This is a genomic window from Paragemmobacter kunshanensis (assembly GCF_011059185.1).
Classification (GTDB): domain Bacteria; phylum Pseudomonadota; class Alphaproteobacteria; order Rhodobacterales; family Rhodobacteraceae; genus Paragemmobacter; species Paragemmobacter kunshanensis.
The window spans coordinates 125,070-147,674 of sequence record NZ_JAALFE010000007.1 but is presented as its reverse complement, the minus strand read 5'-3'; the positions used below and the strand labels follow the sequence as shown (position 1 = coordinate 147,674).

At 67.2% G+C, this 22,605-nt stretch carries 19 protein-coding genes and 2 tRNA genes; 15 read left to right on the top strand and 6 right to left on the bottom strand.

The genetic code is table 11. From position 1 onward, the window contains the following. Nucleotides 1-58: 58 nt before the first annotated feature. The gene (locus tag G5V65_RS09315) at nt 59-757 is read right to left on the bottom strand and encodes an META domain-containing protein (protein WP_165049271.1); all 699 of its coding nucleotides are present in this window, start codon (nt 755-757) and stop codon (nt 59-61) included. A 122-nt stretch (nt 758-879) separates the two neighbouring features. Between G5V65_RS09315 and G5V65_RS09310 the strand changes: the two genes are divergently transcribed. Continuing rightward, nucleotides 880-965, top strand: a tRNA-Leu gene (locus G5V65_RS09310). A 72-nt stretch (nt 966-1,037) separates the two neighbouring features. Here G5V65_RS09310 and G5V65_RS09305 read toward each other — a convergent pair. Next, nucleotides 1,038-1,112: transfer RNA gene (locus G5V65_RS09305), tRNA-Gly, on the bottom strand. Between the two features lie 279 nt (nt 1,113-1,391). Here G5V65_RS09305 and G5V65_RS09300 point away from each other — a divergent pair. Beyond that, nucleotides 1,392-1,859, top strand: coding sequence for a hypothetical protein (locus G5V65_RS09300; protein WP_165049268.1), 468 nt, complete (start codon nt 1,392-1,394; stop codon nt 1,857-1,859). A gap of 51 nt (nt 1,860-1,910) precedes the next feature. Here the strand turns inward: G5V65_RS09300 and G5V65_RS09295 are convergent, their stop codons facing one another. Next, the gene (locus G5V65_RS09295) at nt 1,911-5,354 is read right to left on the bottom strand and encodes a pyruvate carboxylase (RefSeq protein ID WP_165049266.1); all 3,444 of its coding nucleotides are present in this window, start codon (nt 5,352-5,354) and stop codon (nt 1,911-1,913) included. Between the two features lie 270 nt (nt 5,355-5,624). On the opposite strand from G5V65_RS09295, the gene G5V65_RS09290 reads away from it, so the two are divergent. After that, the gene (locus G5V65_RS09290; protein WP_165049264.1) at nt 5,625-8,045 is read left to right on the top strand and encodes an ATP-dependent helicase; all 2,421 of its coding nucleotides are present in this window, start codon (nt 5,625-5,627) and stop codon (nt 8,043-8,045) included. Nucleotides 8,046-8,150: 105 nt separating this feature from the next. Here G5V65_RS09290 and G5V65_RS09285 read toward each other — a convergent pair whose 3' ends face one another. Together G5V65_RS09285 and G5V65_RS09280 are read right to left on the bottom strand one after the other, a co-directional pair. Next, nucleotides 8,151-9,305: a benzoate/H(+) symporter BenE family transporter gene (locus G5V65_RS09285; RefSeq protein WP_165049262.1), complete on the bottom strand. Its 1,155-nt coding sequence runs from the start codon at nt 9,303-9,305 to the stop codon at nt 8,151-8,153. A 508-nt stretch (nt 9,306-9,813) separates the two neighbouring features. Beyond that, nucleotides 9,814-10,029: a DUF1127 domain-containing protein gene (locus G5V65_RS09280; RefSeq protein WP_165049259.1), complete on the bottom strand. Its 216-nt coding sequence runs from the start codon at nt 10,027-10,029 to the stop codon at nt 9,814-9,816. Between the two features lie 260 nt (nt 10,030-10,289). On the opposite strand from G5V65_RS09280, the gene G5V65_RS09275 reads away from it, so the two are divergent. The 12 genes from G5V65_RS09275 (at nt 10,290) to mraY (ending at nt 21,943) form a co-directional block, all read left to right on the top strand. Beyond that, a complete protein-coding gene (locus G5V65_RS09275) occupies nt 10,290-11,363 on the top strand; it encodes an Mrp/NBP35 family ATP-binding protein (protein WP_165049257.1) in 1,074 nt (357 codons plus the stop codon). Nucleotides 11,364-11,587: 224 nt separating this feature from the next. Then, nucleotides 11,588-11,779 (top strand): hypothetical protein, encoded by a 192-nt coding sequence (locus tag G5V65_RS09270; RefSeq protein WP_165049255.1) that lies wholly within the window; start codon nt 11,588-11,590, stop codon nt 11,777-11,779. A 172-nt stretch (nt 11,780-11,951) separates the two neighbouring features. Continuing rightward, nucleotides 11,952-12,440 (top strand): VOC family protein, encoded by a 489-nt coding sequence (locus tag G5V65_RS09265; RefSeq protein ID WP_165049253.1) that lies wholly within the window; start codon nt 11,952-11,954, stop codon nt 12,438-12,440. A 14-nt stretch (nt 12,441-12,454) separates the two neighbouring features. Continuing rightward, complete coding sequence (locus tag G5V65_RS09260) at nt 12,455-12,919, top strand: VOC family protein (RefSeq protein ID WP_206526734.1); 465 nt, start codon at nt 12,455-12,457, stop codon at nt 12,917-12,919. 28 nt (nt 12,920-12,947) lie between these two features. Next, nucleotides 12,948-13,547, top strand: coding sequence for a TetR/AcrR family transcriptional regulator (locus G5V65_RS09255; RefSeq protein ID WP_165049251.1), 600 nt, complete (start codon nt 12,948-12,950; stop codon nt 13,545-13,547). A gap of 676 nt (nt 13,548-14,223) precedes the next feature. Then, the gene (gene mraZ, locus G5V65_RS09250; protein ID WP_165049248.1) at nt 14,224-14,733 is read left to right on the top strand and encodes a division/cell wall cluster transcriptional repressor MraZ; all 510 of its coding nucleotides are present in this window, start codon (nt 14,224-14,226) and stop codon (nt 14,731-14,733) included. 3 nt (nt 14,734-14,736) lie between these two features. Next, complete coding sequence (gene rsmH / locus G5V65_RS09245; protein ID WP_165049246.1) at nt 14,737-15,741, top strand: 16S rRNA (cytosine(1402)-N(4))-methyltransferase RsmH; 1,005 nt, start codon at nt 14,737-14,739, stop codon at nt 15,739-15,741. After that, nucleotides 15,741-16,139 (top strand): cell division protein FtsL, encoded by a 399-nt coding sequence (ftsL, locus tag G5V65_RS09240; protein ID WP_165049244.1) that lies wholly within the window; start codon nt 15,741-15,743, stop codon nt 16,137-16,139. Before rsmH ends, ftsL begins: the two co-directional genes overlap by 1 nt. Continuing rightward, entirely contained in the window at nt 16,136-17,923 is a 1,788-nt protein-coding gene (locus G5V65_RS09235) for a peptidoglycan D,D-transpeptidase FtsI family protein (RefSeq protein ID WP_165049242.1), read from the top strand. Before ftsL ends, G5V65_RS09235 begins: the two co-directional genes overlap by 4 nt. 14 nt (nt 17,924-17,937) lie before the next feature. Then, nucleotides 17,938-19,419, top strand: a complete 1,482-nt coding sequence (locus tag G5V65_RS09230) for a UDP-N-acetylmuramoyl-L-alanyl-D-glutamate--2,6-diaminopimelate ligase (protein ID WP_165049240.1) — start codon at nt 17,938-17,940, stop codon at nt 19,417-19,419. After that, nucleotides 19,416-20,861, top strand: a complete 1,446-nt coding sequence (locus G5V65_RS09225) for a UDP-N-acetylmuramoyl-tripeptide--D-alanyl-D-alanine ligase (protein WP_165049349.1) — start codon at nt 19,416-19,418, stop codon at nt 20,859-20,861. The genes G5V65_RS09230 and G5V65_RS09225 overlap by 4 nt, the downstream gene beginning before the upstream one ends. Further along, entirely contained in the window at nt 20,861-21,943 is a 1,083-nt protein-coding gene (gene mraY / locus G5V65_RS09220) for a phospho-N-acetylmuramoyl-pentapeptide-transferase (protein WP_165049237.1), read from the top strand. Before G5V65_RS09225 ends, mraY begins: the two co-directional genes overlap by 1 nt. A 103-nt stretch (nt 21,944-22,046) precedes the next feature. On the opposite strand, the gene G5V65_RS09215 is transcribed toward mraY, so the two are convergent. Next, nucleotides 22,047-22,589, bottom strand: coding sequence for a biotin transporter BioY (locus tag G5V65_RS09215; RefSeq protein ID WP_165049235.1), 543 nt, complete (start codon nt 22,587-22,589; stop codon nt 22,047-22,049). Nucleotides 22,590-22,605 lie beyond the last annotated feature (16 nt).

Here is a 22,605-nt window from a genome sequence, read left to right as displayed (position 1 = left end):
GGGCGTCATATGGAACCGGGGGACGGGCGGTGTCAATTGCCGCGCTGCGGCAGGCGGGTCAGCGGCGGGCGGTGAGGGCTGTGATGCCCTCGTCCGATTGCAGCAGCAGGTGGCCGTCAGCGGTGAAGTCGAAGCGGGTGATGCTGGCAAGGGCGGCAAGCACCGATTGCTCGGTTTCCATCTGCGGGGCGGGGCAGGCCATGCGGGTGGTGGCGATGGCGGTGAAGGAAAGGCCCTCGCCCGTCAGGGCATAGCCGCCGGACAGGCGGTTGCAGCCGGAATTGCCCGCCACGCGCCCTTCGCTGAAGGACAGGGTGACGTTGACCCCGGCGGGAAGGGGGCCTGTGTCGAGTTGGGTCACGGTCCAGTCGCCTGCCAGCAGTGCGGCGGGATCGCCCGCGCAGCCGTTCAGCGTGGCGCCTGTGCGGGTGAGCGTGGCGGTGAAGGGATAGGGCATCCCCGACATGTCGTCATGGCAGAGCGCCGGGGCGATGCGGAGGGTGAAGTCGGTCGTTGTCAGGACAAGGCTGCCGCCCTCGGTTGTCCGGGTGAAGGGCAGGGTCTGAACGGTGCCCTTGCCTTCGGGTTCCGTGAGGGAAATCCCTTCGGGCGTGGCGAGGATGGACCAGAAGGGTTCATTGCCCCGGGCGGTGAGGGGCAGTTCCGGTGGGGAGGCCGCCGCCTCTTGTGCAGGGACAGGGATCGGGGCGGCAAGGGCGAGCATGGCGCCCAGAAGCAGCGGGAAGTGGCGGGTCATTTGAAAACCTTCCTTAACCTGCGGGAAGGATAGGGCCGATGGCGGGCCACGCAAAGGGAGAATCCGGGATGGGCGGGCTTTCCCTCGGACTGCGGGCTTGCTAGCAAGGCGGGCATCCCCCGGCCCGCGTGGTGGAATGGTAGACACAGGGGACTTAAAATCCCTAGGCCGAAAGGCCATGCCGGTTCGAGTCCGGCCGCGGGTACCAGGGGGGGGCGTTTCTGCCCGGGGGGATCAAAAGCAAATGGCCGCCCGGGGGCGGCCATTCGGCAGGTCCGACTGGAGCGGGCGATGAGATTCGAACTCACGACCCTAACCTTGGCAAGGTTATGCTCTACCCCTGAGCTACGCCCGCGCCGGTTGGACGAGGGGTGATCTATAAAAGCCGCGCGCGGGGTTCAAGGGGAAAGTTCGGGCGGGGCGCGTTTTTGTCCGATCCGGCATTGAGACGGGCGGGGTAGCGGCCTAGGGTTGCGGAGCGCGATGCCGTGACAGCCCCGGGATGTTGGGGCGGGGCCGCGGTGACGGGTGACATGGGTAACGAGTTGGAGGGGTGAGGATGCAGGCGCAAGCGTGCAGGGGGGGACTTTGGGGGCGGGAAGCGATGCGGCGGGTCTTGCGCGCTGTCGCCGGAATGGCCGCCGTGGTTGCGCTTGTGGCGGTTCAGGCCGGGCCTGCCCGCGCGGACGAGAATTGGGAGGCGGCCAAATCCGCCTTTGGGGCCTGCATGGCGCATTTCCCCGATGTGAAGGCCATCCAGGCGCAGCTGAAGGCGGATGGCTGGCGATACGAGGGCAATGAGCAGGGCCTGAGGATCTTTTCCCGCAATGGTTTCAGGGCCATCGCCGCGACGCAGGGCAACAGCCAGATCGCCACGCGCTGCGTCGTGGCGGCTTCGCGGTTGAAGCCGGAACCGGCCATCGCCTTTGCGCGGACCGTTGCGGGGGAATTGTCCGGCGTGAAGCCCATCGACCTTTCGGATCGTGGCGTTCCGGCGGCCTGGGAAGGCAGCTTGCGGGGCAAGGTCCTGCGGTTGGGGGTCGTGCCGCAGGCCGAGTTCGGCCTGATGCGGGGGGCGACGGTGGTGCTGGGGGAATTCTGATCGCAAGACGCGGCCCGCCCCACCGGAAAGAACCGGAGGGGCGGGGCGGTATCATTCCAGTTCGATCAGCAGGTCCTTCGCCTCGATCTGGCTGCCTGCATGGACATGCAGCGCCTTGACCGTGGCCTCGCGGTCGGCGTGGAGGCCGGTTTCCATCTTCATCGCCTCGATCGTCAGCAGAAGGTCGCCGGCGCGGATCTTCTGGCCGACGGTGACCGCGACAGAGGCGATGGAGCCGGGCATCGGCGCGCCGATATGGGCGGGGTTGCCCTCGGCGGCCTTGGGGCGCGCAGCCGTCTTGGCCTTGACCGCGCGGTTCGGCACGCGGATCACGCGGGGCTGGCCGTTCAGTTCGAAGAAGACGCGGACTTCGCCATCCTCGGTCGTCTCGCCCACGGCCTGAAGCCGGATTTCCAAGTTCTTGCCGGGGTCGATCTCAGCCGTGATCTCTTCGCCCGGTTCCATGCCGTAGAAGAAGGTCTTGGTGGGCAGGGTGCGGACGGGGCCATAGAGGCGGTGGCGGCCCATGTAATCGAGAAAGACCTTGGGATACATGAGGTAGCCGTTCAGATCCTCGTCATCCACGGCCTTGCCGCCGAGTTCGGCTTCCAGCTTCCTGCGGGTGTCTTCCAGATCGACCGGCGGCAGGGTCTTGCCGGGGCGGTCGGTCAGGGGTTTTTCGCCCTTGAGCACCTTTTTCAGGATGGCGTCAGGCCAGCCGCCATGGGGTTGGCCGAGATTGCCTTTCAGCATGTCGACCACCGAGTCGGGGAAGGCCACGTCATGGGCGGGGTCTTCGACCTGCGCGCGGGTCAGGCCCTGGGCCACCATCATCAGCGCCATGTCGCCCACGACCTTGGAGGAAGGGGTGACCTTGACGATGTCGCCGAACATCTGGTTGGCATCGGCATAGGCCTGGGCCACTTCGGGCCACCGCTCCTCAAGCCCCAGCGAGCGGGCCTGCGCCTTGAGGTTGGTGAACTGGCCGCCGGGCATTTCGTGAAGGTAGACCTCGGATGCCGGGGCGGGCAGGCCGGATTCGAAGGCGGCATATTGCACGCGGACATGTTCCCAGTAGTTCGAGATGTCGCGGATCGCCTTGATGTCGAGGCCGGTGTCGCGGTCGGTATGGCGCAGCGCCTCGACGATGGAGCCGAGGCAGGGCTGCGAGGTGCCGCCGGAGAAGGCGTCCATCGCCGCATCCACGGCATCGACCCCCGCGTCGCAGGCGGCAAGGATCGTGGCCGCCGCCGCACCCGAGGTATCATGGGTGTGGAAATGCACGGGCAGGCCCACCTCCTGTTTCAGCGCCTTGACGAGGATGCGGGCCGAGGCGGGTTTCAGAAGCCCCGCCATGTCCTTCAGGCCCAGCACATGGGCGCCTGCGGATTTCAGTTCGCGCGCGCGGTCGAGATAGTATTTCAGGTCATATTTGGATCGCGCGGGGTCGAGCAGGTCGCCGGTATAGCAGATCGTGCCTTCGCAGAGCTTGTTCGCTTCCAGCACAGCATCCATCGCGACGCGCATGTTTTCGACCCAGTTGAGGCTGTCGAAGACGCGGAACACGTCGACGCCGGTCTCTGCCGCCTGCAGGACGAAGGCGCGGACGACGTTGTCGGGATAGTTGGTATAGCCCACGCCGTTCGAGGCGCGCAGGAGCATCTGCGTCATCAGGTTGGGCATGGCGGCGCGCAGGTCGCGCAGGCGCTGCCACGGGCATTCCTGCAGGAAGCGGTAGGCCACGTCGAAGGTGGCGCCGCCCCAGCATTCGACGCTGAACAGTTGCGGCAGGTTGGCGGCATAGGCGGGCGCGGCGCGGACCATGTCGATGGAGCGCATCCGCGTCGCCAGGAGCGACTGGTGCCCGTCGCGCATGGTGGTATCGGTGATGAGGACCTTGGTCTGGGCCTTCATCCAATCGGCCACGGCCTGCGGGCCCTTCTGTTCCAGCAGGTTGCGGGTGCCTGTCGCCGGGGTTTCGGTCAGGAGCCTGGGGGCCTTGGGCATCTTCGCCTCGGCCGGGGGTTTGGGGCGGCCTGCGGTTTCGGGATGCCCGTTCACCGTGATGTCGGCGATATAGGTGAGGATCTTGGTCGCCCGGTCGCGGCGTTTCTTGAAGGCGAAAAGCTCGGGCGTGGTGTCGATGAACTTGGTCGTGTAGGTGTCGTCGAGGAAGGTCTTGTGTTTCAAGAGGTTGATGACGAATTCGATATTCGTCGCCACCCCCCGGATGCGGAATTCGCGCAGCGCGCGGTCCATGCGGGCGATCGCCTTTTCCGGGGTCTGGGCATGGGCCGTGACCTTGACCAGCAGCGAGTCGTAATAGCGGGTGATCACCCCGCCCGCATAGGCCGTGCCGCCATCAAGGCGGATGCCGTTGCCGGTGGCCGAGCGGTAGGCGGTCAGGCGGCCGTAATCGGGGATGAAGTTGTTCAGCGGGTCTTCGGTCGTCACGCGGCATTGCAGGGCGTGCCCGTTCAGTTTGACATCGGCCTGAGAGGCGACGCCCGTGGCCTCGGCCAGCGATTTGCCTTCCTCGATCAGGATCTGGGCCTGCACGATGTCGATACCCGTCACCTCTTCGGTCACGGTATGTTCGACCTGCACGCGGGGGTTCACTTCGATGAAGTAGAACTTGCCCTCGTCCATATCCATCAGGAATTCGACGGTGCCCGCGCATTCGTAATCCACATGCGCGGTGATCTTGCGCGCCATTTCGCAGACTTCCTCGCGCTGGGCCTGCGTGAGGTAGGGGGCGGGGGCGCGTTCGACGACCTTCTGGTTGCGGCGCTGAACGGTGCAGTCGCGCTCCCACAGGTGCCAGACGTTCCCCTGCTTGTCGCCGAGGATCTGCACTTCGACATGGCGGGCGCGCTGGATCATCTTTTCCAGATAGCCTTCGCCATTGCCGAAAGCGGCCTCAGCCTCGCGGCGCCCCTCTCGCACCTTGGCTTCAAGCTCGTCCTCGCCAAGGATCGGGCGCATGCCGCGACCGCCGCCGCCCCATGACGCCTTGAGCATCAGGGGATAGCCGATTTCCTTGGCCTGTTTCTTGATCAGGGCCATATCCTCGCCCAGCACTTCGGTGGCGGGGATGACGGGCACGCCCGCCTCGATCGCCACGCGGCGGGCAGAGGCCTTGTCGCCAAGGGCGCGCATGGTTTCGGCGCGGGGGCCGATGAAGGTGATGCCCGCATTGTCGCAGGCTTCGACGAAATCGGGGTTTTCGGAAAGGAGGCCATAGCCGGGATGGATGGCATCGGCGCCCGCCATCTTGGCCACGCGGATGATTTCCGGGATCGACAGATAGGCACCGACGGGCGAGAGGCCTTCGCCGATGCGATAGGCCTCATCCGCCTTGAAGCGGTGGAGGGAGAGCTTGTCTTCCTCGGCGAAGACGGCGACGGTTTTCTTGCCCATCTCGTTGGCGGCGCGCATGACGCGGATGGCGATCTCGCCGCGATTGGCGACGAGGATCTTGCGGAACTCAGGCATCGGTCTCTCCGGTGTCGGCGGGTCAGGCCGGGGTCAGGCGGGCTTTTTTTCTGCGTGCGGCAGGTGCGTGCCGGGTCACTCTAGGCCCGCTGCATTGCAGCGCAAGTGCGATAGGCGGCATGAATTGCAAATTTTGCGAAATATGCAGCCGAGACTTTGCGGGTGCAAAGCGCGCAGGTGGCGGGGGGAATGTGGCTGGCGGGGGAAAAAGTGCGCGGGAACATTTGCGGAACCTTTTCCTTTGCCGCCGATGGCGCTAGGGTTTCGCGCATGAACGCTTGGGATGACGATCAGGGGGCAGGGGTGGCGGCGGTGCCGCTGTCGCAGCGGGCCATGATGGCGGCGCGGCCTGCGCCCTATCTGGACGACCTGAACCCCGCGCAGCGCGCGGCGGTGGAGGCGCTGGATGGCCCGGTGCTGATGCTGGCGGGGGCGGGGACGGGGAAGACCAAGGCGCTGACGGCGCGGATCGTGCATCTGTTGCGCATGAGCAAGGCACGGCCGAATGAGGTGCTGGCCGTGACCTTTACCAACAAGGCCGCGCGGGAAATGAAGCTGCGCGTGGGCCGGATGCTGGGTGAGGTGGCGGAGGGGATGCCCTGGATGGGCACCTTCCATTCCTTGAGCGTGAAGATCCTGCGGCGGCATGCGGAACTGGTGGGGCTGAAGTCGAACTTCACCATTCTGGATACGGATGATCAGGTCAGGCTTCTGAAACAGCTGATCGTCGCCGCGAATATCGACGAAAAGCGCTGGCCCGCGCGGATGCTGGCGGGGATGATCGACGGCTGGAAGAACCGCGCGCTGGTGCCGGAGCGGGTACCGTCATCGGAAGCCGGGGGCTATGCCAATCGCGGGACAGAGCTTTACGCCCAGTATCAGGAGCGGCTGCGCACGCTGAACGCCTGCGATTTCGGCGATCTGCTGCTGCATTGCGTGACGATCTTCCAGAGCCATCCGGATGTTCTGGCGCAGTATCAGCGGTGGTTCCGCTATATTCTGGTGGATGAGTATCAGGACACCAATGTCTGCCAGTATCTCTGGTTGCGCCTTCTGGCGCAGGCGCATCGCAACATCTGCTGCGTGGGGGATGACGACCAGTCGATCTATGGCTGGCGCGGTGCCGAGGTGGGCAATATCCTGCGGTTCGAAAAGGATTTTCCCGGCGCGCATGTGGTGCGGCTGGAGCAGAATTACCGCTCTACCCCGCATATCCTGGCGGCTGCGAGTGGGGTGATTGCGGGGAATGCGGGGCGGCTGGGCAAGACGCTGTGGACGGAAGTGCAGGAGGGCCACAAGGTCCGCCTGATCGGCCATTGGGACGGCGAGGATGAGGCGCGCTGGATCGGCGAGGAGATCGAGGCCCTGCAGCGCGGCACGCGGGGGATGGATCCCGTGGGGCTGGACGGGCAGGCGATCCTTGTGCGGGCGAGCCACCAGATGCGGGCTTTCGAGGACCGGTTCCTGACCATCGGCCTGCCCTACCGCGTGATCGGGGGGCCACGCTTCTATGAGCGGCAGGAGATCCGCGATGCGATGGCCTATTTCCGGCTGGCGGTTTCCCCCGAGGATGATCTGGCCTTTGAACGCGTGGTGAATGTCCCCAAGCGGGGCCTTGGCGACAAGGCGCAGGCCGATATCCAGCGGGCGGCGCGGATGGCGGGGGTAAGCTTGCATGAAGGCGCGCGGGAGCTTGTGGCCAGCGGTGGCATCGGCGGCAAGGGTGCGGGGCAGTTGCGGGCGTTCGTCGAGGGGATTGATCGCTGGCATGCGCTGACGCTGGATGCCGTGCGGGTGGCGGGGGATGACGATGTGCTGGAGCCCATCGGCGCGGTGGCCCCGGCGATGGATCACGTGCGGCTGGCCGAGATGATACTCGAGGAATCCGGCTATACGGAGATGTGGCAGAACGACAAGACGCCCGAGGCGCCGGGGCGGCTGGAGAACCTGAAGGAACTGGTCAAGGCCCTGGAGCAGTTCGACAATCTGCAAGGCTTCCTCGAACATGTCGCGCTGATCATGGACAACGAGACCGAGGAGGCGGGCGAGAAGGTTTCGATCATGACGCTGCATGCGGCGAAGGGGTTGGAGTTTCCGGTGGTCTTCCTGCCCGGCTGGGAGGACGGCCTGTTCCCCAGCCAGCGCAGCATGGACGAAAGCGGGCTGAAGGGGTTGGAGGAGGAGCGGCGGCTGGCCTATGTGGGGATCACGCGGGCCGAGGAGCTTTGCACCATCTCCTTCGCGTCGAACCGGCGGGTCTATGGCCAATGGCAGAGCCAGATGCCCAGCCGGTTCATTGATGAACTGCCCCCCGCCCATGTCGAGGTGCTGACCCCGCCGGGGCTGTATGGCGGCGGTTTCGGGGCGGCGGCGCCGGTGGCGGTATCGGCGATGGAAGAGCGGGTGTCGAAGGCGGATGTCTACAATTCGCCGGGCTGGCGGCGGATGCAGGACCGGGCCCAGACCCGCGGCATGGCCCAGCCGCGCGAGGCCCGCGGCATGGTGATCGACGCGACGGCGCTTTCCTCGCACAGCGAGGGGGATCGCGTGTTCCACCGCAAGTTCGGCTATGGGATCGTGATCGGCATCGAGGGGGACAAGCTGGAGATCGATTTCTCGAAGGCCGGGATCAAGAAGGTGGTGGCGGGTTTCGTGGTGGACGCGGATGACGCCGATGAGGTGCCGTTCTGAGAAGCGATTTCTGACGCAGAAGTCGCGGCGTTTTCTGCGCGCAGAAAACGGGTTCCTGCCGGTGCGTTTCCGATTTCTGCGCCAGAAATCGGCGCGTTTCCTGTGTCAGGAAACGCTTTTGCGGGCCAGACGCTCCAGCCCCCAGATGGCCAGTCCGGCCAGCAATCCCCAGAAGGCCGCGCCGATGCCTGCGAAGGCCACGCCCGCGCCCGTCACGGCAAGGGTGATGGTGGCGGCAAAGCGCTGGTCCGGCGCCGCGAAGGCCCCCGTCAGTGCCCCCATCAGCGGGCCGAGCAGGGCCAGCGCCACGAGCGCCGTCATCAGGGCGGGGGGCAGGGCGTTCAGGACCGCGATGACGACGGGGCCTGTCAGGCCGAGGATCACCCAGAAGCCGGCATAGGCGAGACCGACCTTCCAGCGCTGGTCGCGATCGGGATGCACGTCATCGCCCATGCAGATGGCGGCGGTGATGGCGGCCATGTTCACTGTATGCGCGCCGAAGAGGGCGGCGAGGGCGCTGATGCCGCCGGTCACGGTAAGGGCCGGGGCGACGGGCGGTTCGTAGCCTGCGGCGCGCATGGTGGCGAAGCCGGGCAGGTTCTGGGAGGCCATGGTGACGAGGTAGAGCGGCAGGCCGAGGCCGATCAGCGCGGACCAGTGGAATTCGGGCGCGATGAAGGTGGGGCTGGGCGGGATCGGGGGCAGGTCGGGCAGGCTTGCCGCGCCGGTGGTGAAGGCGGTGGCAAGGCCTGCGGCGAGGGCGGCGAGGACGGCCATGGCCGGATTCCTGAGCCGGACGAGGGCGAAGAGGCCCACCATCGGGGCGACGAGCAGCGGCGCGGATTGCGCCGCGCCTGCGCCTTTCAGGACGAAGGGAAGGAGGACGCCTGCCAGCATGGCGGCGGCGATGCCGTCGGGGATCCTGGCCACGAGGGTGCCGAGGGGTTTGACGAGGCCCGTCGCCGCGATGAGGAGCGCTGCGAGGAGGAAGGCGGCCACGCCCTCGGCCATGCCATAGCCTTCGGTCGCGGCGATGAGCGCCGCGCCGGGGGTGGACCAGGCCAGCACCACCGGGACGCGGTGCCAGGTGGAGAGGATGGCGGAGCCTGCGGCCTTGGCGAAGCAGACGGCCATGATCCAGCTGGCCGTCTGGTCGGGCGTGGCGCCGAGGGCGGCGGCGGCGGCGAGGATGAGGGCGATGGTGGAGCCGTAGCCCACGAGGGCGGCCACCAGGGCGGCGGAGAGGAGGGAAGGGCGCATCGGGCCTGCCGGTTGGAACGGTTCGGCGCGGACTATCGGCGGGGTGGCGGCGGGATGCAAGCTGGCTTGCGCAAATGAAAAACGGCGACGCCAGAGGGAGGAAGGCGCCGCCGTCATCATGGGACCCGGCCAGGGAGGAGGAAAGGCCAGGCGCCGCTTCGACCCGGCCAGGGAGGAGGAGAGGCCGGGCGCGAATTCGGGGTGCGGCGACCCCAGGGAGGAGGAGGGGGCCGCCGCTGGTCCGACGGACCCCAGGGAGGAGGAGGGGGCCCTTCGTACTTCGGTCGGGGCTTGTGAGCCCCGTATCTTGTGCGGCGACCCCAGGGAGGAGGAGGGGGCCGCCGCTTTTCCGCATGTCCCCAGGGAGGAGGAGGGGGACTTCGGATCTGTCAGGGAAGTCTACGCAGGAGCGCGGCTTCCGGATCAAAGGGCGGCGGTGCCAGGGAGGAGGAGAAGCACCGCCGCTTTTGCCATGAACCCCGGGAGGAGGTGGGGTTCAGCAAGAAACTTACTTGCCGTAGGCGGCCTCGTGGGCCACGGCACGGATGTCGGCGCGGGCGATGCCGAGATCGGCAAGCTCGCGCTCCGTCAGCGTGTTGAGTTCGCGGACGGTCTGGTTGAACACGGCGCGGCGGGCAAGCGACGCTTTCGTCAGGGCAAGGAAGCCCGAGATGCGGTCTGCCAGCGAGAAGGACGCGGCGCGGGAAGAGTTCACATAAGCCATTTCGATCAGCCTCGGTTTGTTACACCATCTATCGTCACAACGTTCTGTCGCGCTGTTACCGGAAACATGGGGCAAATGCTGCAACTGCACAATAGCCGGGGTCCGCAATGCTGCCATGCAGCAAATGCATGGCTGAATGTCACGAAAACGTCATTGATTTCATGGGTTTCGATGAAAACCTGAGCAAATGGTCAACATGGCCTTGCCGAGTGCCGAAAAGATGATGAGGTTTGCCGAAACCTTGTGCAGGAGAAGAACAGATGGCGGTTACGAAAGATGAAATCCTGCGGGCGCTTTCCGGCGTTGTCCTGCCCGGTGGGGGGGATCTTGTCTCGCGCGACCTGATTCGCGCGTTGGCGGTGGAGGGCGGCGCGGTGCGTTTTGTCATCGAGGCCGAAAGCCCCGAGGCGGCACGCGCGCTGGGGCCGGTGCAGGCGGCGGCGGAGGCGGCGCTGCGCGCCTTGCCGGGGGTTGAGACGGTGCAGGTGGTGATGACGGCGCATGGGCCGGCGGCGAAGCCGCCCGCGCCCAGCCTGAAGATCGGGCAGCATCCGACGCCGCAGCAGGGCGGGCCGCAGAAGGTTTCGGGCGTGGACCGGATCATCGCGGTGGCGAGCGGAAAGGGGGGCGTGGGGAAATCCACCGTCTCGTCGAACCTTGCCGTGGCGCTGGCGCGGCAGGGGCGGCGGGTGGGGCTTCTGGATGCCGATATCTATGGTCCGAGCCAGCCCCGGATGATGGGGGTGAACAAGCGGCCCGCCAGCCCGGATGGCAAGATCATCGAGCCTTTGCAGGCACATGGCGTGACCATGATGTCGATCGGGCTGATGCTGAAGGAGGATGAGGCGGTCATCTGGCGGGGGCCGATGATCATGGGGGCCTTGCAGCAATTGCTGGGGCAGGTGGCCTGGGGCAAGCTGGATGTGCTGATCATCGACCTGCCGCCGGGGACGGGGGATATCCAGCTGTCGCTGGCGCAGCGGACGCAGTTGACGGGGGCGCTGGTGGTGTCCACGCCGCAGGATGTGGCGCTTCTGGATGCGCGCAAGGCGCTGGACATGTTCAGCAAGCTGAAGGTGCCGGTGCTGGGGCTGATCGAGAACATGTCGACCTTCTGCTGCCCCAATTGCGGGCATGAGACGCAGATCTTTGGCCATGGCGGGGTGAAGGCCGAGGCGGCAAAGCTGGGCCTGCCTTTCCTGGGGGAATTGCCGCTGGCGCTTTCGGTGCGCGAGGCGGGGGATTCGGGGGTGCCGATTGCCGCGACAGAGGCCCCCGAGGCGGCGGCTTATGCGCGGTTGGCGGCGGGGTTGATTGCCGGAGGTGTGGCGTAAATCCCCAATCAGCGGAAGGGTTTGGCCGGAATTGGCCGTTCAGCGCGGCAGTGCAGCACGGCAGTGCAGCAGGTTGTGCATACAAATTCCGGCAGGCGAGGTGGCTGATTGATGGTTAAGGGTGCGCTGATGCGGGGGCTGGGACTGGCGGGGCGGGCTGCGCCTTCCCATATTGATCTGGGGCGCGGTGGTGCGTCCCTGGCCGGAAAGGCAGCAGGATGAGCATGGACCTTCCCCCCGGCGTCGATCTGGCGCCCTTCATCGCGCCGCAGGAGATCGAGCGGAAAAAGAGCCGTGGCGGAAGGGCGGCGACGATCGCCATAGGGTCCGTGCTGATCCTTTCGGACGGCCGCGAATGCGTCGTCGTGGCCTTTGACCAGCAGGGCAACCCCCTGTGCCAGCCGCCGGGGAACTGAGCCGGACGCGGCGGCGCCGGGCCGTAAAATCGACTGTCAGAGGATGGAAGGGGCGGGCGCGCGGGGGCGCGCCGCCCCTTGCCCGTTTCAGGGGGAAGTGGGCGGGGCGATTCAGCGTTTGAAAAAATACCGACCAGTTGGTATGTTTGAGGGCCATCAGGGAGGAATCGGCATGACAGAGGAAAAGGGAGGGCACGGGATCCGCACCGTGCTGTGGTTCAACGGGCGGGGCGAGGAGGCGGCGGCCTTCTATTGCAGCCTGATCCCCGACAGCCGGATCGAGGGGGTCTTTTCCAGCGATCAGGGCGGACCGGAGGGCAACATGCATTTCGCGGTGATTGATCTGCGCCTGGCGGGGGTGCCCTATCAGTTGCTGGATGCGGGGCCGATGTTCCCGCTTTCGGAATGCGTGTCGGTGATGGTGGAGACGCCCGATCAGGCCGAGACGGACCGGCTGTGGGAGGCGCTGGCGGAAGGCGGCGGCAGCCATGGCCCCTGCGGCTGGCTGAAGGATCGCTACGGGCTGTCCTGGCAGGTGATCCCGGCCGAGGCGGCGCGGATGATGGCCGATCCCGACAGGGCGCGGGCCGGGCGCGCGCTGGCGGCGGTGATGGGCATGGGCAAGATCGACCTGGCCGCCGTTCTGGCGGCGGCGGCATGAGGGAGGGCGAGAGGATGCAAGAGGGGACGCAGGACGAGACGGGGCCGCGCTATCGGCCCGATGACCGGCTGATGCAGGGGGTGATCCCCTATCTGGCGATGGACGGACGTTGTGGCGAGGCGGCAGAGTTCTATGCCCGCGCCTTCGGGGCCGAGGATATCGGGCGGATGCCGATGGCGGACGATCCGGGGAAGTTCATGCATATGCAGCTGGCCATCAATGGCGGGGCGCTGATGCTGACCGATCATATGGAGATGTCATCGGTCCGGGCGGGGGCGGCCATTGCGCGGGGGCATCTGCAGCTTGTGGTGCCGGACGGGCGGGCCTGGTGGGCGCGGGCGCTGGCTGCGGGCTGCGAGGTGGTGGCGCCCTATGAGCGGCAGTTCTGGGGCGATGACTGGGGGCTGTTGCGCGATCCGTTCGGCCTGCTCTGGGCGGTGTTGACACCGGATGCGGCGCTCTGGGACAAGGCGGAATGATCCTTTCCTTTGCCAGCCGGAGCCTTGCATGAGCCGCGCCCCCCGGGGTGCGGCGCGGGCGCGGCTGATCGAGGCGGCGCGGCGGCTGGTCCGGCTGAAGGGCTTTGCCGCCGCGACGGTGGATGAGATCTGCGCCGAGGCGGGGGTGACGAAGGGGGCCTTCTTTCACCATTTCGCCTCGAAGGAGGCGCTGGGCGTGGCGCTGGTGCAGGACTGGTCGGCGATGACGGGCGCGATGTTCGCGGCCCATCCCTATAATGCGCTGCCCGATCCGCTGGACCGGGTCTTCGCCTATATCGACCTGCGGCGGGATCTGCTGGACCAGCCGCTGCCCGAGATCACCTGCGTGGCCGGGACGACGGTGCAGGAGGTCTATGCCCAGAGCGCCGCGATCACGGCGGCGGCGCAGGAGAGCCTGCAATCGGGAGCCGCGCATGTGCTGGGCCATCTGCGCGAGGCGCTGGCGGCGCATCCGGTGGCGGGGGTGACGGCCGAGGGGCTGGCGCGGCAGTTCCAGGTGGCGGTGCAGGGCGGCATCATCCTGGCCAAGGGGGCGGGGGATGCGGCCCCTGCGCGCGAGGCACTGGATCATCTGGAGCGCTATCTGCGCCTGCTGTTCGGGCGCTAGGCCCGCGGGAGCGGGCGTTCCGGGATCGCATGGGACGGGGCGGGATCGCCCCGCGGCGGCGAATCAGATCATGGGAAAAGGTGGGGGAATGGGGGTTGGAGCCCCATTCCGGGGCTGCGGAAGCGGTCTGGCGGGGCTTTGCGCGCCCGATCCGGGGTGCAATCCGGGCCTGTCCGAAAAAAACTTGGGAGAGGGTGGGAAAAAGCGCCATTCACAGGGGATCACTACATCTTGTGATCGTGTGAGTCTGCCTTGCATAATTGTGGGAAAACCATGGTAAAGGGTGCCACAAAATGCTGTGTTGCGGGGGGTGCTGGAACAAGATGTGCCCGGTTCATCCCAAAATTTCCCGTTGCATGGGGCAAAATCCCATGGCATTCATTCCTCACGACGATGAAAGCGGGCAAGACGAAAGCAGGGGCGGCACAAGACCCCGAACAGGCGAAAGCAGGCTTCATACAGGCACCCGCCTTCATCGAAACCAGAGATCCGGCGCGCGAGCGAGCAGACATCTCCCCCAGGTGGCGCGCGTAGCTGGACGCCCAGCGATGGGACAGGCGGCGGATCGGGCAGTGGCAGCAGCTCGATCCGCCGTTTCCGTTTCAGGGCCCGGGTTCCCCGGGCAGGGGCCTGACGGAGCAGGGCAAGAGCTGCATGTGAGGAGGCCGGAAGGCCCATGTCGGAGGCGTTCAGAGGCGAGTTCACCCAGAAGGTGGACGGTAAGGCGCGGGTGTCGATCCCGGCGGCCTTTCGCCGTGTCCTGGAGGCCGGAGACCCGGACAGCACCCGCAAGCGCATCGTGATCGTCTACGGGGATGAACGCCGGAAATACGCGGAATGCTATACGGTTGCGGGGGCGCAGCGCCTTGAGGCGATGATCCGGCGGTTGCCGCTTGGGTCGATGCAGCGGCGCGTGCTGGAACGCAACATGATCACCCTTTCGGTGACGGTCGAGATTGATGACGATGGCCGGATCGTGCTGCCGCCCAAGGTGCGCGAGAAGACCGGCCTGCAATCGGCCGATGCGACCGAGGCCGTGATGGCCGGGGCGCTGGACACATTCCAGATCTGGAAATCCGAAACCTACGAGGCCGAGATCCGGCGCGCGGCGGAAGAGGAACTGGCGGCATTGCCCGCCGATATGGACATCCTGTCGCTTCTGGGCGGCGACGTGCCGGAGGTCTGAGCCTTGGCCCACAGCGATCAGGAGATCGGTCGCAATCCCCATGTGCCGGTGCTGTTGCGCCCGCTTCTGGCGGCTGTCGCCCCGGTGGAGGGCGACTGGCTGGATGGCACATTCGGCGCGGGCGGCTATGCGCGGGGATTGCTGGAGGCGGGGGCCGCGCGGGTGACGGGCGTCGATCGCGACCCGCTGGCGCTGCAGATGGCGGCGGCCTGGGCGGGGGTGTATGGCGACAGGCTGCGGCTGGTCGCGGGGCGGTTTTCCGAGCTGGATGTTCATGCGGGCGGCGCGCTGGACGGGGTGGTGCTGGATCTGGGCGTGTCCTCGATGCAGCTGGACCGGGCGGAGCGGGGGTTTTCCTTCCAGAAGGACGGGCCGCTGGACATGCGGATGAGCCAGGAGGGCGAAAGCGCCGCCGATCTGGTGAATGGCGCCGATGAGGGCGTGCTGGCGGATATCCTTTACCATTACGGCGAGGAGCGGGCCTCGCGCCGGATCGCGCGGGCGATCGTGGAGGCGCGGGCGGTGGAGCCGATCACCTCCACGCTGCGGCTGGCCGAGATCGTGGCGAAATGCCTGCCGCGCCCGAAGCCGGGGCAGAGCCATCCGGCGACGCGGAGCTTTCAGGCGATCCGCATCGCGGTGAATACGGAATTCGACGAGTTGGCCGAAGGGTTGCAGGCCGCCGAGCGGGCGCTGAAGCCCGGCGGGCGGCTGGCGGTGGTGACGTTTCACAGCCTGGAGGACCGGATCGTGAAGCGGTTCTTCCAGATCGCCAGCGGGGCCGAGGCCAATGCCAACCGCTATGCCCCCGCGCGGGCCGATCAGGCGGCGCGGTTCGAGATGATCACGAAAAAGGCGGTGGGGCCGGATGCGGCCGAACTGGCCGAGAATCCCCGTTCCCGAAGCGCCAAGCTGCGCGTGGCGCGGCGCACATCCGTTCCGGCGGCCCGCATCGCGCCTGCGGCGCTGGGCCTGCCGCAGTTCCAGCCGAAGAAAGGACGCCGCTGATGCGCCCGGTATTTTTCGTCCTGTCCTTCCTTGCCGTGATGGGGCTGGCCTTCTGGGCCTATCGCGAGAATTACGCCACCCAGGCGGCGCTGCGCGAGATGGGGCGGCTGCAGGACGAGATCGCGGGCCTGCGCGAGGCGCTGGCGCTGCAGCGGGCGGAATGGGCCTATCTGAACCGGCCCGAGCGGCTGCGTGAACTGGCGACGGTGAATTTCGACCGGCTGGGTCTGTTGCCGCTGGAGCCCACGCAATTCGGCGCGGCGGCGCAGATCAGCTATCCCGCGCCCATGATCCTGCCGGGCGACGGGGCCTTTCCGGCCATCACCGACCCGGTCGAGGTGACCGGACAAACCGCAACCGAACTGGCCCCGAGCCCTGTCGACGGACAATTCCCATGATCCGCACGCCCCTTCGCCCGCTTGCCCGCATTCTTTCGGCCCGCCAGAAGGGCGAGAATCCCGACACGATCGAGCGCGAGAACCTGCGCCTGCGCCATGAGGAGATCCGCGACCGGGGCCGGGCGCGGGCCGAGGTGCGGCTTTTGTTCCTGAGCCTGGGCTTCCTTGCGGCCTTTTCCACCATCGGGGCGCGGATGGGCCTTCTGGCGGCGACCGAGCCGGTGGAGCCGCGTTCGGCGGCGGCGGGGGCGCAGATCCTGGCGACGCGGGCGGATATCACCGACCGCAACGGGCGCATTCTGGCGACCAACATGCAGACCTATGCCCTTTACGCTCAGCCGCGCGACATGGTCGATCCGGGGCGGGTGGCGCGGGAACTGGCGAAGATCTTCCCCGAGATCGACCCGGTGGCGATGGAGCGGCGGCTGACGGACGGGCGCACCTTCCTGTGGATCCGCCGGGTGATGAGCCCCGAGCAGATGCAGCGCGTGCATGAGATCGGCGATCCCGGCCTGCTGTTCGGGCCGCGCGAGATGCGGCTTTATCCCAATGGGCAACTGGCCGCGCATGTGCTGGGCGGGGCGAGCTTCGGGGCCGAGGGGGTTTCGAGTGCCGAGGTGATCGGCACGGCAGGGATCGAGAAGGCGCTGGATGCGCGGCTGCGCGACCCGGCGCAGGCGGGGACGCCGCTGGAACTGTCGCTGGACCTGACGCTGCAGGCGGCGGTGGAGGAGATCCTTGGCACCGGCATGACCATGCTGAATGCCAAGGGCGCGGCGGCGATCCTGATGGATGTGAAGACGGGCGAGATCCTGTCGCTGGCGAGCCTGCCTGCCTTCGATCCGAATGACCGGCCCAACCCGCTGGTGAAGGGCGATCCGGGCGACAGCCCGCTGTTCAACCGCGCCGTGCAGGGGGTGTACGAGCTGGGATCCACCTTCAAGATCTTTACCGTGGCCAATGCGATGAACCTTGGCCTTGTCTCGCCCGAGACAATGGTCGATGCCAATGCGCCGCGTCGCTGGGGCAAGTTCACGATCAAGGAATTCCAGAACAAGAATTACGGGCCGCTGCTTTCGGTTGAGAATGTGATCGTCAAATCCTCGAATGTGGGGACGGCGAATATCGCGCTGATGGTGGGGGCAGAGCGGCAGGCGGCCTTCTTCCAGTCGCTTGGGTTCTTTGATCCGACGGTGATCGAACTGGTGGAGGCGCCGGGGGCCAAGCCCATCGTTCCCAAGCGCTGGCCGGACATCACCACGATCACCACGAGCTATGGGCATGGCATTTCGGCAAGCCCGATGCATCTGGCGGTGGCCTATGCCGCGATTGCCAATGGCGGGGTGAAGGTGACGCCCACGCTGCTGCATGGGGGCGTGGCGCAGAACGGGCCGCGCGTGATGACGGCGGAAACGGCGGCGGCCTCGGTCCGGATGCTGCGCGGGGTGGTGGAGCATGGCACGGCGACGCTGGGCGATGTGCCGGGCTATCAGGTGGCGGGCAAGACCGGCACGGCAGAGAAGCCCAGCCGCACGGGGGGCTATGACGAGGACAAGGTGGTGAACACCTTCGCCAGCCTCTTCCCGGCGGATGACCCGAAATATGTGCTGGTGGTGACGCTGGACGAGCCGGTGGAGACATCGGGCAGCGAGCCGCGCCGCACGGCGGGCTGGACGGCGGTGCCGGTGGCGGGCGAGATCATCCGCCGGGCGGCGCCGCTCCTGGGGCTGCGGCCGGTGGTTGAACCCCCGCCGGTGGATGGGCTAACAGCCGTCTCGAACTGAGGCGAGGGTGCGGAATGGCCGGGGTAAGGAAACTGTCGGAACTCGGCCTGACGGGGCGGGGCGGGGGTGACCCTGAACTGACGGGCATCACGGTGGACAGCCGGGCGGTGCGCGACGGGTTCCTGTTCGCGGCGCTGCCGGGCGCGCGGGTGCATGGGGCTGAATTCATCGGCCCCGCCTTGCGGATGGGGGCGGCGGCGGTGCTGACCGATGCGGAAGGCGCGCGGATCGCGGCGGAGGCTTTGGCGGGATCGGGGGCCGTGCTTGTGGTGGCCGAGGATGCGCGGGCGGCCCTGTCCGGGGCGGCGGCTTTGTGGTTCGGGGCGCAGCCTGACGTGATGGTGGCGGTGACGGGGACGAACGGGAAGACATCCGTCGCGACCTTTACCCGCCAGATCTGGGCCGCGCTGGGCCATGAGGCGATCAATATCGGCACGACCGGGGTGGAGGGGGCGTGGAGCGCGCCGTCTTCGCATACCACGCCGGATGCGATCACCCTGCATGCGATGCTGGCGCAGGCGGCGGCGGCCGGGGTGACCCATGCGGCGATGGAGGCCTCGTCGCACGGGTTGGACCAGCGGCGGATGGATGGGGTGCGGCTGGTGGCGGCGGGCTTCACCAATTTCACGCAGGATCATCTGGATTATCACGGCACGATGGAGGCCTATTTCGCCGCCAAGGCCGAATTGTTCGGGCGGGTGCTGCCGGATGACGGGGTGGCGGTGGTGAACCTGAACGACCCCCATGGCGCGCGGATGGCCGATGTGGCGCGGGCGCGGGGGCAGCGGGTGCTGACCGTGGGGCATGGCGAGGGCTGTGATCTGCGGATCACGGGGCAACGGGCGGAGGCCACGGGTCAGGAGGTGCGTTTCGTCTGGCAGGGCGTGCAGGCGCATCAGGTGAAGCTCGCGCTGATTGGCGGGTTTCAGGCGGAGAATGTGGCTTTGGCGGCAGGGCTGGTGATCGCGGCGGGCGAGGAGCCGGCGGCGGTGATGGGTGTGCTGGGGCGGCTGACGGGGGTGCGGGGGCGGATGCAACTGGCCGCGACGCGGGCCAATGGCGCGGCGGTCTTTGTCGATTACGCCCATACGCCGGATGCGATTGCCACGGCGCTGAAGGCGCTGCGGCCGCATGTGATGGGGCGGATCGTGGTGGTCTTTGGCGCGGGCGGTGACCGGGACCGGAGCAAGCGCCCCCTGATGGGGGCGGCGGCGCGGGACTTCGCGGATGTTCTTTTTGTGACAGACGACAACCCGAGATCCGAGGAGCCGGGGGCCATTCGTGCAGAAATACTGCAAGCCTGCCCCGAGGCGAATGAGGTTGGCGACCGGGCCGAGGCCATCCTGCGCGGTGTCGATGCGCTGGGGCCGGGGGATGCGCTGCTGATCGCGGGCAAGGGGCATGAGACGGGGCAGATCATCAAGGGCGACATCTATCCCTTTGACGATGTGGAACAGGCAAGCATCGCGGTTGCGGCGCTGGATGGGGTGATCTGATGGTGTTGTGGACATCAGCGGCGGCTGCGGCGGCCACGGGCGGGCGGGTGACGCGGGACTGGGCGGCATCCGGCGTGTCCATCGACACGCGAACGATCCGGCCGGGGGATCTGTTCGTCGCGCTGAAGGATGTACGCGACGGGCATGATTTCGTGGCGGCGGCTTTGGAGAAGGGGGCCGCGGCGGCTTTGGTATCCCGCGTTCCGGAGGGGGTGCCCGCGGATGCGCCACTGCTGATCGTGCCGGATGTGCTGGCTGCGCTGGAAGGGCTGGGCCGGGCGGCGCGGGCGCGGACGAAGGCGCGCGTGGTGGGGATCACCGGTTCGGTGGGCAAGACATCGACGAAGGAGATGCTGCGCGCCGTGCTGGGCGGGCAGGGGCGGGTGCATGCCGCCGAGGCGAGTTACAACAACCACTGGGGCGTGCCGCTGACGCTGGCGCGGATGCCGGAAGAGACGGAATTCGCGGTGATCGAGATCGGGATGAACCATCCCGGCGAGATCGCGCCTCTGGCGCGGATGGCCGATCTGGATGTGGCGATGATCACCACGGTGGCCCCCGCGCATCTGGAGGCCTTCGAGAGCGTGGAGGGGATCGCGCGGGAGAAGGCCTCGATCCTTGACGGGCTGCGCAAGGGCGGCGTGGCGGTGCTGAATGCCGATATCGACACGACACCGATCCTGCGGGCGAAGGCGGCGGCGGTGGGCGCGCGGGCGGTGATGTTCGGGGCGGCGGCGGGCGCGGAGTGGCGCATGCTGTCGGCCGATCTGACCGATGGGGCGACGGTGGTGCGGGCCGAGCGGGGCGGGGCGCCGCTTCTCTTCAAGGTGCTGTCGCCGGGGCGGCATTTCGCGGCCAATGCGCTGGGCGCGCTGGCGGTGGCCGAGGCGCTGGGTTGCGATGCGGCGATTGCGGCCTGCGATATCGGGCGCTGGTCGCCGCCGCGTGGCCGCGGCACGCGCGAGCGGATCCTGATGGACCCGCTGGAAGAGATGGGGTTCGACCTGTTCGACGATGCCTTCAACGCCAATCCCGCCAGCATGGCGGCGGCGCTGGATGTGCTGATCGCGGCAGAGCCGGAGAACGGGATCGGGCGGCTGGCCGCCGGGCGGCGGATCGCGGTGCTGGGCGACATGCTGGAACTTGGCCCGACGGAGGGTGAGTTGCACGCAGCCATCGCGCGCCATCCCGGGCTGGAGGCGGTGACGGTGATCCATTGCGTGGGGCCGCGGATGCGGGCGCTGTGGCAGGCGCTGCCGCGCGGCCAGCGCGGCGACTGGGTGGAGACGGCCGCCGAACTGGCGGGGCGGGCGCGGTCGATCGTGGATGCGGGGGATATCGTGCTGGTGAAGGGCTCCAAAGGTTCGAAGGTGAGCCTTGTCGTTGACGGCCTGCGCAAACTGGGGCAGGCGGTGCCACCAAAGACCGAGGGGAATGAGTAATGTTCTATTGGCTGACCGCCTTTTCCGACGGGGGGGATTTCTTCAACCTGTTCCGCTATCAGACGGTGCGGGCGGGGGGGGCTTTCCTGACGGCGCTGATCTTCGGCTTTGTCTTCGGGCGGCCGCTGATCGATTTCCTGCGGCGCAAGCAGAAGAAGGGCCAGCCCATTCGCGATGACGGGCCGCAGAGCCATTTCGCCAAGGCGGGCACGCCCACGATGGGGGGCCTTCTGATCCTGTCGGCGCTGATGGTGTCGACGCTGCTTTGGGCGCGCTGGGACAACCCCTATGTCTGGATCGTTCTCTTGGTGACGCTGGCCTTTGGCCTGATCGGCTTTGCCGATGACTATGCCAAGGTCACGAAGCAGAACACGCGGGGCGTGCCGGGGCGCGTGCGGTTCGGCGCGGGGCTGGTGATCGCGGCGCTGGCCTCTTATGCGGCGTCGAGCTTTCATCCCGGGCCCCTGACGCATCAACTGGCCTTTCCCTTCTTCAAGGACCTGCTTCTGAACCTGTGGTGGTTCTTCATCCCCTTCGGGATGGTGGTGATCGTGGGGGCAGCGAATGCGGTGAACCTGACGGACGGGCTGGACGGTCTGGCCATCATGCCGGTGATGATCGCGGCGGGGACTTTCGGCGTGATCGCCTATGTGGTGGGGAATGCGAATTACACCGAGTATCTGGGGGTGCATTTCGTGCCCGGCACGGGGGAGTTGCTGATCTTCTGCGCGGCGCTGTTCGGGGGGGGCATGGGTTTTCTGTGGTACAACGCCCCGCCTGCGGCGGTGTTCATGGGCGATACCGGGTCACTGGCGCTGGGCGGGGCCCTGGGGGCGATTGCCGTCTGCACCAAGCACGAGATCGTGCTGGCCATCGTGGGCGGGCTTTTCGTGGTGGAGGCGATGAGCGTGATCATCCAGGTGGCCTATTTCAAGCGCACGGGGAAGCGGGTGTTCCTGATGGCGCCGATCCACCACCATTTCGAGAAGAAGGGCTGGGCCGAGCCGCAGATCGTGATCCGGTTCTGGATCATCTCGCTGATCCTGGCGCTGATCGGGCTGGCAACGCTGAAGGTGCGGTAAAGGAACGATTTTTCTGCGAAAAATCTGGTTGGGCGGCCCCGCTTGCGGGGCCGCTTGCGTTTTGGGGAGAGGTGGTTTCGCGAAAAAACGCGTCGGCCTTGGGTCAGTTGCGTGACAAGAGGGCGCCCGGGCGCATCCGGGCGAGGCTGTGGGTGACAAGGCCCGCCAGCGCCACCTTGATCATGTCGCCGGGAAGGAAGGCCGTGATCATCAGCGCGGCCTCCGGCAGGGATTTGTCGAGCATCAGCGCGAGGCCCGGAATGCCGAAGGCATAGAGCGTGATCACGCCGCCAAGGAAGGAGCCGAGGCCCGCCGCCCAACCGACCGCCATCGGGGCCTTTTCGGTGACAAGGCCCGCGACGAAGGCTGCGACGGGAAAGCCGATCAGGAAGCCCGCGGTCGGAGAGGCGAAGACGCCGAGGCCGCCGCGCCCGCCCGACAGAAGCGGCAGGCCGATGGCCACGAGGAGGAGGAACAGCAGCACCGCCAGCGCGCCGCGTTTCGCGCCCAGCACCGTGCCGCAGAGCATGATGCCAAGGCTTTGCGCGGTGATCGGCACGCCGAAGGGCAGCATGATCTGGGGGACGAAGCCCAGCACCGCGATGAGGGCGGCGAAGAGGGCGATGTGGGAGAGGTTGCGTTCCATCCTGGGCTCCTGTTCC

Excerpts from the sequence above, each read along its gene's own strand:
- ftsL (WP_165049244.1), top strand. The coding sequence starts at position 15,741 with ATGCGCCCGGTATTTTTCGTCCTGTCCTTCCTTGCCGTGATGGGGCTG.
- G5V65_RS09300 (WP_165049268.1), top strand. The coding sequence starts at position 1,392 with ATGGCCGCCGTGGTTGCGCTTGTGGCGGTTCAGGCCGGGCCTGCCCGC.
- G5V65_RS09230 (WP_165049240.1), top strand. The coding sequence starts at position 17,938 with ATGGCCGGGGTAAGGAAACTGTCGGAACTCGGCCTGACGGGGCGGGGC.
- G5V65_RS09215 (WP_165049235.1), bottom strand. The coding sequence starts at position 22,589 with ATGGAACGCAACCTCTCCCACATCGCCCTCTTCGCCGCCCTCATCGCG.
- G5V65_RS09315 (WP_165049271.1), bottom strand. The coding sequence starts at position 757 with ATGACCCGCCACTTCCCGCTGCTTCTGGGCGCCATGCTCGCCCTTGCC.
- mraZ (WP_165049248.1), top strand. The coding sequence starts at position 14,224 with ATGTCGGAGGCGTTCAGAGGCGAGTTCACCCAGAAGGTGGACGGTAAG.
- G5V65_RS09295 (WP_165049266.1), bottom strand. The coding sequence starts at position 5,354 with ATGCCTGAGTTCCGCAAGATCCTCGTCGCCAATCGCGGCGAGATCGCC.
- G5V65_RS09285 (WP_165049262.1), bottom strand. The coding sequence starts at position 9,305 with ATGCGCCCTTCCCTCCTCTCCGCCGCCCTGGTGGCCGCCCTCGTGGGC.
- G5V65_RS09275 (WP_165049257.1), top strand. The coding sequence starts at position 10,290 with ATGGCGGTTACGAAAGATGAAATCCTGCGGGCGCTTTCCGGCGTTGTC.
- G5V65_RS09255 (WP_165049251.1), top strand. The coding sequence starts at position 12,948 with ATGAGCCGCGCCCCCCGGGGTGCGGCGCGGGCGCGGCTGATCGAGGCG.
- G5V65_RS09290 (WP_165049264.1), top strand. The coding sequence starts at position 5,625 with ATGAACGCTTGGGATGACGATCAGGGGGCAGGGGTGGCGGCGGTGCCG.
- G5V65_RS09260 (WP_206526734.1), top strand. The coding sequence starts at position 12,455 with ATGCAAGAGGGGACGCAGGACGAGACGGGGCCGCGCTATCGGCCCGAT.
- G5V65_RS09280 (WP_165049259.1), bottom strand. The coding sequence starts at position 10,029 with ATGGCTTATGTGAACTCTTCCCGCGCCGCGTCCTTCTCGCTGGCAGAC.
- G5V65_RS09270 (WP_165049255.1), top strand. The coding sequence starts at position 11,588 with ATGGACCTTCCCCCCGGCGTCGATCTGGCGCCCTTCATCGCGCCGCAG.
- G5V65_RS09265 (WP_165049253.1), top strand. The coding sequence starts at position 11,952 with ATGACAGAGGAAAAGGGAGGGCACGGGATCCGCACCGTGCTGTGGTTC.
- G5V65_RS09235 (WP_165049242.1), top strand. The coding sequence starts at position 16,136 with ATGATCCGCACGCCCCTTCGCCCGCTTGCCCGCATTCTTTCGGCCCGC.
- mraY (WP_165049237.1), top strand. The coding sequence starts at position 20,861 with ATGTTCTATTGGCTGACCGCCTTTTCCGACGGGGGGGATTTCTTCAAC.